We start from the raw sequence: 13,221 nt of genomic DNA, 5'->3' as shown, positions 1-13,221 counted from the left end.
ACGCATATGGAAATCAAGGGGCTTGGGCGGCCTTCTGGCCCTGTCCAGCTTGGCCGGCTGCGCCAGCTACAGCCCGGCCCCCCTGGCTGATGCGCCCGACCTGGCGCAGGGCCTGGCGGGCATCACCGTAGACCCGGCGGCCATGCCCCTGCCGGCCCTGCGCCGCCACGCCGTCGATCCGGCCCGTCCGCTGGACGTCGATGCGGTGGCCATGGTGGCCGTGGCCCGCAATCCCGAGCTGAAGGCCGCCCGCGCCCAGCATGGCGTGGCGGTGGCGGAGGCGTTCACGGCGGGGCTGCTGCCCAACCCGCAGCTGTCGGTCGACTACGGCTTCCTCACCTCGGGCCCCGCGGTGATGGACGCCTTCACCCTCGGCCTGATGCAGGACGTCATGCCTTTCCTCACCCGATCCTCCCGCAAGGACGCCGCGGCGGCCACCCTGCGGGGGGCGGAGCTGGACCTGCTGTGGCAGGAATGGCAGGTGGTGTCCCAGGCGCGGCTGCTGGTGGTGCGGGCCCATGCCTTCGAGCGCCAGCGCGCCGTGCTGGAGGCCAATCGCGCCCTGTTCGCCGACCGCTATCGCCGCACCAGCACCGCCATGGGCCGGGGGGACGAAACCCTGCCCAACGTCGTCAGCGACCTGGCGGCGCTGAACGGCGTGGAAACCCAGCTGCATGACCTGGAGCAGCAGGCCTTGCGCAACCGCATGGACCTAAACGCCCTGCTGGGCCTGACGCCCGCTGCCACCCTGGCCCTTGCGCCCCTGACGGCCGGCGACCTGCCCCTGCCGCCGGCCGACCGCATCCGGGCCGATCTGCCCCAATTGGCCGGCCGCCGGCCCGACCTGCTGGCGCTGAGGGCCGGCTACCGGGCGCAGGAGCAGGCGGTGTGGCAGGCGGTGCTGGGCCAGTTCCCGGCCCTTAGCATCGGCAGCAACCGCGCCCGCGACACCTCCAACGTCAAGACGCAGAGTCTGGCGCTGTCCATCAGCCTGCCGCTGTTCGATGGCAACCAGGGCGCCATCGCCGTGCAGCGCGCGACACGGGAGCAGTTGCGCCAGGACTATCAGGCGCGCCTGGACGCCGCAGTGGCCGGCGTCGGCCAGGGCCTGCTGGCCCTGGACCAGCTGGAGGCCCAGGCGCGGGCGACGGCCGACAGCATCGCCACCCTGGAACGGGCGGCGGCCGACGCCGATGCCGCTTTCCGCGCCGGCAGCCTGGAGGAGCGCACCTTCGCCGATCTGCAGGGTGCCCTGCTGTCCCGCCGGCTGGAGGCGCTGAAGCTGGACCAGGCGGTGCAGGAACAGCGCGTGGACCTCATGACCCTGATCGGCGGCGATGTGCCGGAAAACCAGGCCACGGCCCCAGACGCGACCGAGAAAGCGACCCCATGACCACGTCCGCCCCGCGCGCCATGCTGCTGGCCGCGATCCTGCTGGCTGGTGGCGTCCATGCCGCCGAGGAGCCGGCCCCCGTCGTCACCGTGCGCGCCGCGCCCCTGGCCCGCCAGGCGGTCAGCGTCACCGTCGGCGGTTACGGCACCCTGACGCCGGACAGCGACGCCCTGGTCAATGTCAGCTTCCAGCGGGCAGGGCAGGTGGCCCGCGTGCTGGTGCGGCCTGGCCAGCCGGTTGTCAAGGGCACCCCCCTGGTGGACCTGGCGACAGACCCCACGGCCGCCGCCGGCTATGCCAAGGCGCGCTCGGCCCTGACCTTCGCCACCGGGGAGCTTGAGCGGGCGCGCGCCCTGCGCGATCAGCACCTCGCGACCAATTCCCAGGTGGCGGCGGCGGAGCAGGCCGAACGGGACGCGCGCAGCGCCCTGGAGGCGGAGCAGCGCCTGGGCACCGATCACACCACCGAAACCCTGGCCGCCCCCTTCGATGGGTATGTCGACAGCATCCCCGTGGCGCTGGGTGACCGCATCCAGCCGGGGGCGCCCGTGGTGCGGCTGGGCCGGGGCGCGGGTGTGCGCGTGGTGGCGGGTGTGGACCCGGCCGAGGTCGCCACGGTGAAGGTGGGCCAGCCAGTAACGGTGACGCCGCTGGTGGGGGCCGGCACTGCCCTCACCGGCACGGTGGCCGGCATTGCCGGCATGCTGAACCCGACCACTCGATGGGTGGACGTGACCGTCATCCTGCAGGCGGGCGGCGGCGCGCTGCCCGGCACCCCGGCCCGCATCGCCATCACCACCGACCGGCACGACGGCTATGTCGTGCCCCGGCAGGCGGTGCTGACGGATGAGGACGGCGCCTACCTGTTCCAATTGGCGGGGGCGAAGGCCCGGCGTGTGGGCGTTGAGACCGGCGTGGAGGGCCCCGCCGGCACGGAGGTCAGCGGCGACAAGCTGGACCCCAAGCTGCCGGTCATCGTCCTGGGCAATTACGGCCTGGAGGATGGCGCCGCCGTCAAGGTCGAGGCCGCCCGATGACCGGCTTCACCGCCTGGGTGGCCGCCCATCGCCGCTCGCTGTTGTGCCTGCTGGCGCTGCCGGTGCTGGCGGGCCTGATCATGGCGGTTCGCCTGCCCGTCACCCTGTTCCCCACCGTGACCTTCCCCCGGGTGCGCGTCTCGCTGGATGCCGGCGACCGGCCGGCGCCGCAGATGCTGCTGCTGGCCACACGGCCGCTGGAACAGGCGGTGCACCGCGTCCCCGGGGTGACGGACGTGCGCTCCACCACCAGCCGGGGCAGTGCGGAACTGTCCATCACCTTCGCCTGGGGCACCGATATGACCACGGCGGAGCTGCAGGTGAACGCGGCGGTGGGGCAGGTGCTGCCCACCCTGCCGGCGGGCTCCACCGCCACCGTGCGGCGCATGGAACCGACGGTCTTCCCCATCATCGCCTACAGCCTGACCTCCGATACCCTGTCGTCCACGCGGCTGCGGGACTTGGCGCAGTACCAGCTGCGTCCCCTGCTGGCCGGCATCGAGGGCGTTGCCGAGGTGGGTGTCGCCGGCGGGGCGGAGCAGGAGTTCCAGGTCATCGCCGATCCCGACCGCCTGCTGGCCCATGGCCTGGGGTTCGAGGACGTGGTCAAGGCGGTTGGCAATGCCAGCCTGGTGCAGGCCGTGGGCCGCATCGAGGATCATTACAAGCTGTTCCTGGTGGTGTCGGACAACAGCCTGGGCGGCCTGGATGCCGTGCGTCACGTTGTCCTGTCCAGCGGTGCCGGCGGCGTCGTGACGGTGGGCGACGTGGCCCAGGTGGTGGACGGCACCGTGCCGCAATGGACGCGGGTGACGGCCGGCGGCCGCGATGCCGTGCTGCTGAACGTCTATCAGCAGCGTGATGGCAACAGCGTGCGCATCGCGGCGGCTGTACGCGACCGCTTGGCGGCCGCCAGCCTGCCCAAGGGCGTCACGGTCAGCAACTGGTACGACCAGAGCCAGCTGGTGCTGGCCTCCGCCGCCAGCGTGCGCGACGCCGTGCTGATCGGCATCGTGCTGGCTGCTTTGGTGCTGTGGCTGTTCCTGCGCGACCTGCGCATCACCTTGATCGCCGCCCTGGTGGTGCCGGCGGCCCTGGCGGCCACGGTGGCGCTGCTGGGCGTCCTGCACCTCAGCTTCAACATCATGACCCTGGGCGGCATGGCGGCGGCGGTGGGCCTGATCATCGACGACGCCATCGTCATGGTGGAACACATCGTGCGCCGCCTGCGCGAAGGGCATGGTGATGGCGGCAGCGTGTTGGCCGCCGCGCGGGAATTCACACGGCCCCTGGCCGGATCCAGCGCCGCCACCCTGGTCATCTTCGTGCCCTTGGCCTTTCTGGACGGCGTCACCGGCGCCTTTTTCCAGGCGCTGTCGCTGACCATGGCCTCCGGCCTGGCCTTTTCCTTCATCATCACCTGGCTGGCGGTGCCCCTGGCGGTGGAACGGCTGGTGGACATCCATAAGCCGCACGGCGCTGGCAGGGTGCAGGCTTGGGTGGATGACCGCTACGGCCGCCTGTCGGCGCGCCTGCTGGCCCGGCCGTGGTTGGCGCTGGCCTGCCTGCTGCCCTTGATCGTGCTGGGTGGCCTGGCTTACCGCGCCGTGGGTTCCGGCTTCATGCCCGACATGGATGAGGGCGGTTTCGTCCTGGACTACCGCAGCGCGCCCGGCACGGCGATCAGCGAGACCGCCCGCCTGCTGCACCAAGTCGACGCCATCCTGGCCGATACCCCCGATGTCGCCACCTGGTCCTGGCGCATCGGTGCCGGTCTGGGCGGCGAGTTGAACGAGGCCAATCGCGGTGATTATTTTGTGCGCCTGAAGCCCACCGGCCGCCGCGATATCGATGAGGTCATCGCCGAGGTGCGGACCCGCCTTGCCCACGAGGTGCCGGGCCTGGAGGTGGAGATCGCCCAGCAGATGGAGGATCTGATCGGCGACCTGACGGCCGTGCCGCAGCCCATCGAGGTCAAGATCTTCGGCGACGATCCCGCCACCGTGCTACCGACGGCCCGTGCCGTGGCCGCAGCCTTGGCCAAGGTGGACGGCGTGGTCGATATCAAGGACGGCGTCAACCCGGCGGGCGACGCCTTGGACATACGGGTGGACGCCGCCCGGGCGGCGGTGGAGGGCATGGACGTGGCCGGCGTCACCGCGGCGGTGGCCGATTACCTGCAGGGGGCCGTGGCGACGCAGCTGCCGCTTCAGACGGCATTGGCCACCAAGCAGGTGGGCGTGCGCGTCTGGGTGCCGGCGGCGGTGCGTACCACCGACACCGACGTGGCCAACCTGCGCCTGCGCGCATCCGATGGCCATATGTTTCCCTTGAAGCGGGTGGCGGCGGTGGTGCCGGTGAGCGGGGAGCCGGAGATCGGGCAAGAGAACCTGCAAGGCATGGTGGCCGTCACCGCCCGCATCGAAGGGCGCGACATGGGTTCCGTCGCCGCTGACGTTACCGCCCTGCTGGACAGCCAGCACCTGGTGAAGGCGCCCTTGCGCTATGAACTCGGCGGGCTTTATCAGCAGCAACGCATCGCCTTCCGCGGCCTGCTGACCGTATTCGCCGCCGCCGTGGCGGCCGTCTTCGTCCTGCTGCTGTTCCTGTACGAAAGCTTCATCACCGCCATGGTCATCCTGGTCATGCCCTTGCTGGCAGCGGGGGCGGTGTTCGTGGGGCTGTGGCTGACACGGACGGAGTTGAACATCGCCGCCATGATGGGGATGACCATGGTCGTCGGCATCGTGACAGAGGTGGCGATCTTCTTCTTCTCGGAATTCGAGAGCCTGCCGGCGGGCATGCCGCTGGGGGAGCGGCTGTCCCAGGCGGGGCGCAACCGCTTTCGTCCCATCGCCATGACGACGCTGGCCGCCATGCTGACCCTGCTGCCGCTGGCCTTCGGCCTGGGCGAAGGGGCGGGCATGCAGCAGCCGTTGGCCATCGCCATCCTGTCCGGGCTGGCGGTGCAACTGCCGCTGGTGCTGCTGGTCATGCCCTGCCTGTACCGCCTCGCCGTGCGCGGTGGTGTCACGACTTGACCAGGCCCGCCTCCAGGATGGCGCGGGCGTCATCGGCGTCGCCCACGCCCAGGGGGCGGAAGTGCCGGCCCCGCCGGCGGTTGTAGTCGATGAAGAAGGCCTCGATGTCCTCCAGCAACTGGCGGGACAGGACAGGCACGGGATCATCGGCGATGGGCTCGCGCGCCTGGTCCGGCACGCCCAGCAGGCGATCGTTGCGCACCGTCTTGCCGTTCTGGTCCGTCCGCTCCGCCATGATCACGCCCAGCAGGCGCGTCTGGACCAGCAAGCCGGTGGGCAGGGGCATGTCCAATATCAACAGCAGATCCAGGGGATCGCCGTCCTGCCCTTCCGTTCCTGGGATGAAGCCGAAATTATGGGGGAAGACCTGGCCCGGGGGCAGCAGGTAACTGAGCGTGAACAAGCCCAGCCCAGGCTCATACTTCAGCTTGCCGGGACAGCCCTTGGGCGTTTCCAGCACCGTGTTGACCAGGCCGCTTTCCGGATCGAAGGCGGGCAGGTGGTCTGTGGCCGGAACAGGGCGGGCGGCCTGGTCCATGATCCCTCGCTCAGCCAAGGAAGGTCCAGGCCTTGGGCACGGCGTCCTCGGGCAGTTCGGTGACGATGTACAACGCCTCCTCCGCCTCCACGATGTCGATGACAGCTGCGTCGATGGCGGTGGCCGGGGTGGGAGCGGCTGGGCCGCCCAGGGCCCGGGCGATGGTGGTGCCGTGGTCGATGGAATAGTGGGCCATGGCGGGCGCTCCGTCGATGATGGCTGTTCATGGGGTCAAGAGCCGGGGCGGCCTTTCCGTTCCCGGAACGGCGCCGAAAACAATACGCCGCAGGGGCTGACGGGGGATGGGGCTGCCGGGCGGCGTGTGCTATGCTGGTCCCGCCACTCCATCCAGCGAGGGACCCGGTACCGTCTGCCCTGAGCCCACCTCAGGGGAGAGCGGTGCGGGGCCGCCATGCTCGCTTCGTTCGTCTCGCCCGCGGCACCGGGGCCTTGCCCGTGCCACCCGTGCCGGGGATCGCAACAGAGGGGAGGACGCCATGCCTGACGCCGTCAAAGCACCGTTTCCACTGAACGACCGGACCAACCAAGCCCTCTTCGGCACCATGCTGTCCGACAACGCCGCCTGGCTGGGTGACATCCAGCAGGTCTATGGCCGCATGGCCCAGGGGAGCATGGCTTTCTTCCAGGAAATGAGCCGCTTCTGGGAGTTGCGCATGCACGAGGACAGGGAGGCCTGCGCTGAGCTGATGGCCTGTCGCACGCCGCAGGAGCTGCAGGAATGCGGCCAGCGCTTCGCCCTGAAGGCCAGCCAGGATTATGCCGAGGGCCTCAGCCGCCTGCTGCAAGCCAGCATCGGCGCTTTGGAGGACGGGCCCATTGGCAAGGGCGATGGGGCGAAGCGGGATGACGTCGGGGGCGATGCCGCCGCGGCGCCCAAACAGGTCGCCTGACAGCCCGCGTCCTTGCCTGTCACGCAACAGATGCCGGTCGCGCAACAGACCTGTGCGTCGACGCCGCGTTCAAAGCGTGCGCCGGTGCCATTATGTTCAGGCGGTTCGCAATTCGGGCGGCCGCCCCACCGCCGGTAGACACCAGCGGCGGCCGCCCCACCGCCGGGACAGGACTTATGCGCCAGCACCATGACCTTTATTCCTATGAGCCGGCCAAGGGCCATGGGTTGCCGCACGACCCGCTGAACTCCATGGTGGGCCCTCGTCCCATCGGCTGGATCTCCAGCAGGGGGCGGGACGGCAGCGTCAACCTGGCGCCCTACAGCTTCTTCAACCTGTTCAACTACCGCCCGCCCATCGTGGGCTTCTGCAGCACCAGCGCCAAGGACAGCCTGCGCAACGCCGAGGAAACGGGCGTCTTCGTCTGGAACCTGGCCACACGCGACCTGGCGGAACAGATGAACGCCACCAGCGCCCCCGTGCCGTACGGGACCAACGAATTCGAGGCCGCCGGCCTGACCCAACTGCCGGCCGTGCACATAGACGTTCCGCGCGTGGCCGAAAGCCCTGTCCATTTCGAATGCCGGGTGACGGACATCCACCGCCTGCGCCGCCATGATGGCACGGCCGTGGATTCCTGGCTGGTGATGGGCGAGGCCGTCGCCATCCACATCGCCCGTCCCCTGATCGTCGACGGCGTCTTCGACACCTTCGGCGCCGGCATCATCCTGCGCGCTGGCGGTCCCTCGGCCTATGCCGCGATCACGCCCGATACCCGTTTCGACATGGACAGGCCCCGTGGGTGATGATTGGGCGCCGGCAAATGGCTGTTGAGAACTATTCAATTACGGGGCGGCGGGCCAGTGTGGTACCGCAGCGCACAGTCCTTTGACAAAGCGTTGATCCGCCTTGTCATCCCAGATGAAGCGGTGTCCTATTCCCACCGCTCGGGTCTTGTGCCGAAACATTGGGCTGGCAACACCATCACCGGCAGGTAAGGTGTGCCCGCTACCGCGCTGTCTATTGAGGCCTCATGTCCACGTCTTCCGCCCTTCCACCGCTCGATGACGCCGCCAGCATCATGGATGGCCTGCGCCAGGCCATGCGCCGCCTGGCGGCTTCGGTCTCCGTGGTGACGCTGCGGGATGCGAACGGGGCGGCGGGCGCCACGGTCAGCGCCCTGTGCTCCTTGAGCTTCGAACCACCCTCGGTCCTGATCGCGCTGAACCAGTCCGGCAGCATGCACGACCGCATCCTGGCGGTGGATACCTATGCCATCAACATCCTCTACGCCGACCAGGAAGAGGTCTCAAAGACCTTCGGCGCCCCCAACCGGACGGCCGACTGCTTCAGGCCCGACGCGTGGGAGGACATCATGGGTGCCCCCTGCCTGATCGGTGCCCAGTCCACCCTGGTCTGCCGCCGCGCCGCCGAGCTGCCCCACGGCAGTCACCGCGTCATCGTGGGGGAGGTGCTGTGGACCCGCAGCCGGCCCGAGGTCAACCCGCTGCTCTACGCCGACGGCGGTTACCGCCGGCTGGGGTGAAGGCCGGTAAAGTCGCCAAAGGAAATCCCCGGGAGACGGGCGCCCCCGGGGATTTTTGTTTTTAACTGCCAAAACTCGAGTTTGGACGGCCCCAGGGAAGGGAGGCCCCTGAGACCGTCGGGGGGACTGAACTGGGTCTTAGAACTTGGCGCGGGCGCCGAAGATCACCTGCACGCCGGGGTAATAGATGCTGTAGGGCGAGTTGGAGTGGCCGAACAGCGTCACCAGCGGCTCGTTGGTGACGTTCAGGGCGTCTACGGTCAGGCGGACGCTGTCGTTGAAGAAGGGCAGCTGATAGCCCATCGACAGGTCCAGCTGGCCATGCGCCTCGGCGATCAGCGGTTCGTTGATGTTGTTTTGGGGGGCGTTGGCGGCCGTGGACTGGTCGTTCCAGACATAGTTCACGCTGAGCGACACGCCGTGGCCTTCATAATAGGCCTGCAGGTTGTAGCTGTAGGGGGCGATGCCGGTGGCGAACAGCCCGCTGTCCGAGCTCTGCTCGATATGCGTGCCATTGGCGGAGAAGCCCAGGCCCTCGACGATGAAGTCCAGCGGCTGCACCCAGGTCAGCTCGATGCCCTGCAGCAGCAACTTGCTGAGGTTGACCGGCTGGGTCAGCGTGACGGTCGCCACGTTCGGGCCGCCGCGCAACAGCAGGGCCTGCTGTTGGCTGGTCTGCAGGTCGCTGAAATTGATGCCCAGGGCGGTAAAGGGCACCGTCTTCTGCGTGGTGACGGTGAAGCCGTCGATGTCCTTGCGGAACAGCGCCGCGCCGATATAGCCCAGGCCGCCCGTGTACCATTCACCGCCGATGTCGATGTTGTTGGAGGTGTAGGGCTTCAGGTTCGGGTTGCCGGCGCTGGCCACCTGCGCCGAGATGTCGGAGAAGGTGGTGCCGGGCAGCAGCTGGCTGGCGTCGGCGCGGGTGATGCTGCGCGAGGCCGAGGCGCGCAGTTTGATGTCGTCCGTCAGGCTATAGACCACGTTGGCGGAGGGCAGCACATCGCTGTAGCCCGTGCTCAGCGTCTGGTCCACCAGCGCGCCGGACGCGGTCACCAGCGGGCTGGTGACGGTCTGGTCGGTGTGGAAGTAGCGCAGGCCCATGTTGATGGCCACGTCATGGCCCAGCAGGGTGTCCTTGGCGTTACCCTCGGCATAGCCACCGAAGGTCTTTTCCGAGATGTTGCCGACGGAACCGCCGGTCACCGCGCTGCGGGTCTGCGGCGCCGTTTCCTTGTAGTATTCGTAGTTGGTGGCCTTCTCCAGCGCCGAGAGGTTGGTCATGATCCACTGGGTGTAGCCGACGTTGCCGCCGGCCAGGTGACCGAAGTCGCTGATGTTCATGGGCTGCAGGTACTGGCCGATCTGGGAATTGGGCACCGAACCCGACAGCCCGTCGCAGGTGGCGCCGCAGACGGAGGTCTGGAAGGCCGTGCTGTTGTCGTAGGCGCGGATGATGCGGCTGGCCATATCGTAGGCGCCGCCCACCTTCAGGTTGACGTTGTCGTCGCCGTACTGGGTGTCGATGTGGGCGCCGCGGGTCGTGGTTTCGCGGTACACGTTCTGCACGTTCACGCGGTACCACTTCCAACCCAGGTTCGGGTCGTTCAGGTCGCGGTTGGGCATAATGATGGGCTGGCCGTTGGCGCCGTTGGCCTGGTAGTTGACCACCAGGCCGGACTGCGCCGGCGTCTGCACGTCGAACTGCGGCTGCTCACGGAAGAAGGTGCTGTGGCCGTAGTTGACCTGGGCATCGACCTTGAAATCCTTGGACGGCTTCCAGGTCAGGGTGGGGTTGATGTTGTAGAACTCGGTATGCTGGTTGAAGATATCGTTTTCCAGGAAGAAGCTGGAATTGGCGAAGGTGCCCTGGGTCACGACGTTGTTGCTGTCGACGGTCAGGTTGAAGGGGACCATGCCGCCGGTCGAGGTGGGGCTGGTGCCGGGGCCGGAGTTGCGGACGTACCAGTTCATGTTCAGGCGCTGATAGTCGCGGTCGGACTGGGCCCACAGGCCGTCGATGGCGAAGTGCCACTCGTCGCTGGGGCGGTATTCCAGGGAGAGCAGGCTGGACACGCGCGAACGGTCGCCGAAGGTATAGCTGTTGCGGCCCAGGCGCGGGATCTGTGCGCTGCCCAGCTGCGGCAGGGTCAGGCCCGAGGTCTGCGCCAGGTTCACCGGCTGGCCGGCGGTGAGGCCCGCCACGTTGCGGGGGGCGGTGCTGGCATAGACGAAACCGTTGCCGGTGCCGACGTCGCCGCTGCCGGCCGGCAGGTTGCCGTCGGTCCAGCCGATGGTCTCGAAGCCGTCGATGCGGGTCGTGGTCTTCACGCCGGACACGCCGACCAGGATGCCGAAGGGGCCCCAGGTATGGCTGGCCACCATGGCGCCGCGCGGACTGACCTCGCCGTCGGCGTTGGTGTACTGGCCCTGGCCGATCAGGGTGACGTGGGTGCCCTCGTTATCGAAGGGGCGGGCGCTGTGCAGGTTCACCGTGCCGGCAATGCCGCCTTCCAGGGTGGAGGAGACCGGCGTCTTCTCCACGTCCAGGCGGGTGAACAGCTCGGACGGGAACAGATCCAGGTCGACTTCGCGGTTGGCATTGCCGCCGTTGGTGCCGCCGTCTGACGCCACCGCGATCTGGGTGTTGTTCAGCAGCACCTTGGAGAAGCTGGGGCCCAGGCCGCGGATGGAGACCTGAACGCCTTCGCCGTCGATGTCGCGGTTCAGGTTCACGCCGGGGATGCGGTTCAGCGTCTCGGCCAGGTTGGTGGCCGGCAGCTTGCCGATGTCCTCGGCGAAGATGCTGTCGCCAAAGGCGACGGAATTGCGCTTCTGTTCGGTGGCATCCAACAGGCTGCGCCGGATGCCGGTCACGGTGATTTCCTCCAGCGCGGCGTCGTCGCCCGCCGAGGCCGTCTGGGCGTAGGCCTGCATCGACATCATGCCCAGCAGCGCGGAGCCGGCCAGGGCGGTGGTCGTCAGCAATGCCTTCCAGTTCTTTGAATACACCATTTCTTTCCTCCCCTGATCGCCCGCGGCTCCCTCTCCGGATTGGGCGGTCTGTTGTTAAGACTCTGGTTTTGCGCGGGTTTTCCCCGCGCGGGTACGGGTCAGCGGTAGCGGTAGGGTGTCAGCGTCAACCGCCGGGTGTCTGTGTGCCGGCCAGTGGCCGAATGCAGGCGTCCCATTCCGCTCCCCTCCCTCAAGCAGCGCGTTCTAGGCGCTTTTAAATGGTAGCGTTACCATTTCCAGGAAACCGCAATATTGTCAATATATTTTTTGAACAATATTGACGGTATTTTGGAATTTTATTTTAAAAAACAAACGAATACGACATCGCCTCCAAAAATAAGGCGATCGTCTTAACGAAAATTACTTAATGAGATTTCTATACGCCTTTAGAATGCGGCACCTCCACTCTCCGGTATGGCGGGCCGCAGCTGGGGGCTCAATGTCTGGAGGGCCAGCAGCGCCAGGGGATAGGCCAGGGCCGCCGTCAGGAAGATGGGGCCATAGCCGCCTGTGGTCTGCAAAATCCACCCCGTGAACTTGGACATCACCATGCCGCCCACGGCCCCCGCCGTGCCGCCCAGGCCCACCACGGTGGCGACGGCGGAGGGGGGAAACAGATCGGAGGGCAGGGTCATCAGGTTGGCGGAGAAACCCTGATGGCCGGCGGTCGCCAAGCCTATGATCAGGACCGCCGCCACCAGCCCGCCGACCCAGGGCGCCACCAGCACGGGGACGACGCAGACGGCGCACGCCAGCATGGCGACCTTGCGCGACCGGTTGGCGCCCAAACCCCGCCGCATCAGGCGCGACGACAGCCAGCCGCCAGTCACACTGCCGACGTCGGACATCAGGTAGATGGCCACCAGGGGCGGGCCGAAGCTGGACAGGTCCAGACCGAAGCGGCGGCCCAGGAAGTCCGGCAGCCAGAACAGGAACACCCACCAGATGGGGTCGGTCAGGAACTTGGCCAGCACATAGGCCCAGGTCTGCCGCTGGCGCAGCACCCAGCGCAGGCGTGGGCCCTGAACGGCAATGGTGGGGGAGATGGCGTCAGAGCGGATGTGGGCCAGCTCTGCCCCGGTCAGATGCCGGTCCTCCTCGGGACGGCGATAGAACGCCAGCCAGGCGGCCAGCCATCCGAAACTGATGACACCGGTTACCACAAAAGCGGTGCGCCAATCGGCTATGGCGACGATGACGGGCACCACCAAGGGGGTGACGACCGCGCCGACGTTGGAGCCGGCGTTGAAGATGCCCACGGCCAGGGCGCGCTCGCGCCGGGGGAACCATTCGGCCACGCTCTTCAGGCCTGCGGGGAAATTGCCGGCCTCCCCGGCGCCCAGGGCCACGCGCGCCAGGGTGAACTGCACCAGCCCGCCGGCCAGGCCGTGGGCCATGTGGGCCAGGTTCCAGATGACGAAGGTCAGGGCGTAGCCCCAGCGGGCGCCCACCCGGTCGATGACACGGCCGAACACGATGTAGGCGACCGCGTACGAGGCTTGGAACCAGAAGATGATGTCGGCGTAGTCGGTATCGGACCAGCGGAATTCCTGCGACAGCAGGGGCTTCAGCAAGCCCAGCATCTGGCGGTCGACGTAGTTGATGACGGTGGCGGCGAACAGCAGGGCAACGACAATCCAGCGCCGCCGGCCTAGCCTGGCCGGCGGTGGGATTGGTGCACCTGTGGCTTCCGCGGGCCACGCCATGAACGTCTCTCTCCCATTCGTCACCGGCGGCTTT

Annotated in this window: 10 protein-coding genes; 6 read left to right on the top strand and 4 right to left on the bottom strand. The window is 68.0% G+C overall.

Annotated features, from left to right (window positions below; genetic code table 11):
• The first annotated feature begins 22 nt into the window (after window positions 1-22).
• Genes FBZ88_RS31415 through FBZ88_RS23630 form a run of 3 tightly spaced genes read left to right on the top strand, consistent with a single transcriptional unit; the run spans window position 23 to window position 5,471 of the window.
• Entirely contained in the window at window positions 23-1,393 is a 1,371-nt protein-coding gene (locus FBZ88_RS31415; protein WP_186464579.1) for a TolC family protein, read from the top strand.
• Window positions 1,390-2,430, top strand: coding sequence for an efflux RND transporter periplasmic adaptor subunit (locus FBZ88_RS23635; RefSeq protein WP_145619552.1), 1,041 nt, complete (start codon window positions 1,390-1,392; stop codon window positions 2,428-2,430). The genes FBZ88_RS31415 and FBZ88_RS23635 overlap by 4 nt, the downstream gene beginning before the upstream one ends.
• Window positions 2,427-5,471 (top strand): efflux RND transporter permease subunit, encoded by a 3,045-nt coding sequence (locus FBZ88_RS23630; RefSeq protein WP_145619551.1) that lies wholly within the window; start codon window positions 2,427-2,429, stop codon window positions 5,469-5,471. Before FBZ88_RS23635 ends, FBZ88_RS23630 begins: the two co-directional genes overlap by 4 nt.
• Here FBZ88_RS23630 and FBZ88_RS23625 read toward each other — a convergent pair.
• Both FBZ88_RS23625 and FBZ88_RS23620 read right to left on the bottom strand, forming a co-directional pair.
• A complete protein-coding gene (locus tag FBZ88_RS23625) occupies window positions 5,461-6,009 on the bottom strand; it encodes an inorganic diphosphatase (protein ID WP_145619550.1) in 549 nt (182 codons plus the stop codon). The two genes, FBZ88_RS23630 and FBZ88_RS23625, sit on opposite strands and share 11 nt — an antisense overlap.
• A 10-nt stretch (window positions 6,010-6,019) precedes the next feature.
• Entirely contained in the window at window positions 6,020-6,205 is a 186-nt protein-coding gene (locus FBZ88_RS23620; protein WP_145619549.1) for a hypothetical protein, read from the bottom strand.
• 301 nt (window positions 6,206-6,506) lie between these two features.
• On the opposite strand from FBZ88_RS23620, the gene FBZ88_RS23615 reads away from it, so the two are divergent.
• From FBZ88_RS23615 to FBZ88_RS23605, 3 genes are all read left to right on the top strand, one after another.
• Entirely contained in the window at window positions 6,507-6,920 is a 414-nt protein-coding gene (locus FBZ88_RS23615) for a hypothetical protein (RefSeq protein WP_145619548.1), read from the top strand.
• Between the two features lie 176 nt (window positions 6,921-7,096).
• Window positions 7,097-7,726, top strand: coding sequence for a flavin reductase family protein (locus FBZ88_RS23610; protein ID WP_145619547.1), 630 nt, complete (start codon window positions 7,097-7,099; stop codon window positions 7,724-7,726).
• Window positions 7,727-7,953: 227 nt separating this feature from the next.
• Window positions 7,954-8,466, top strand: a complete 513-nt coding sequence (locus FBZ88_RS23605; protein ID WP_145619546.1) for a flavin reductase family protein — start codon at window positions 7,954-7,956, stop codon at window positions 8,464-8,466.
• A gap of 138 nt (window positions 8,467-8,604) precedes the next feature.
• Here the strand turns inward: FBZ88_RS23605 and FBZ88_RS23600 are convergent, their stop codons facing one another.
• Both FBZ88_RS23600 and FBZ88_RS23595 read right to left on the bottom strand, forming a co-directional pair.
• Window positions 8,605-11,481 (bottom strand): TonB-dependent receptor, encoded by a 2,877-nt coding sequence (locus tag FBZ88_RS23600; protein WP_145619545.1) that lies wholly within the window; start codon window positions 11,479-11,481, stop codon window positions 8,605-8,607.
• A 386-nt stretch (window positions 11,482-11,867) separates the two neighbouring features.
• Window positions 11,868-13,187: an MFS transporter gene (locus FBZ88_RS23595; RefSeq protein WP_145619544.1), complete on the bottom strand. Its 1,320-nt coding sequence runs from the start codon at window positions 13,185-13,187 to the stop codon at window positions 11,868-11,870.
• Window positions 13,188-13,221: the final 34 nt, after the last annotated feature.

Origin of the sequence: Nitrospirillum bahiense (assembly GCF_007828025.1) — a bacterium.
Classification (GTDB): domain Bacteria; phylum Pseudomonadota; class Alphaproteobacteria; order Azospirillales; family Azospirillaceae; genus Nitrospirillum; species Nitrospirillum amazonense.
Note: the sequence above shows the minus strand (reverse complement) of the source record. Positions and strands in the feature narration are given on the sequence as shown.

What these genes read in the sequence shown, in the direction of transcription:
- FBZ88_RS23635 (WP_145619552.1), top strand. Translation starts at nt 1,390, where the DNA reads ATGACCACGTCCGCCCCGCGCGCCATGCTGCTGGCCGCGATCCTGCTG.
- FBZ88_RS23630 (WP_145619551.1), top strand. Translation starts at nt 2,427, where the DNA reads ATGACCGGCTTCACCGCCTGGGTGGCCGCCCATCGCCGCTCGCTGTTG.
- FBZ88_RS23625 (WP_145619550.1), bottom strand. Translation starts at nt 6,009, where the DNA reads ATGGACCAGGCCGCCCGCCCTGTTCCGGCCACAGACCACCTGCCCGCC.
- FBZ88_RS23620 (WP_145619549.1), bottom strand. Translation starts at nt 6,205, where the DNA reads ATGGCCCACTATTCCATCGACCACGGCACCACCATCGCCCGGGCCCTG.
- FBZ88_RS23615 (WP_145619548.1), top strand. Translation starts at nt 6,507, where the DNA reads ATGCCTGACGCCGTCAAAGCACCGTTTCCACTGAACGACCGGACCAAC.
- FBZ88_RS23610 (WP_145619547.1), top strand. Translation starts at nt 7,097, where the DNA reads ATGCGCCAGCACCATGACCTTTATTCCTATGAGCCGGCCAAGGGCCAT.
- FBZ88_RS23605 (WP_145619546.1), top strand. Translation starts at nt 7,954, where the DNA reads ATGTCCACGTCTTCCGCCCTTCCACCGCTCGATGACGCCGCCAGCATC.
- FBZ88_RS23600 (WP_145619545.1), bottom strand. Translation starts at nt 11,481, where the DNA reads ATGGTGTATTCAAAGAACTGGAAGGCATTGCTGACGACCACCGCCCTG.
- FBZ88_RS23595 (WP_145619544.1), bottom strand. Translation starts at nt 13,187, where the DNA reads ATGGCGTGGCCCGCGGAAGCCACAGGTGCACCAATCCCACCGCCGGCC.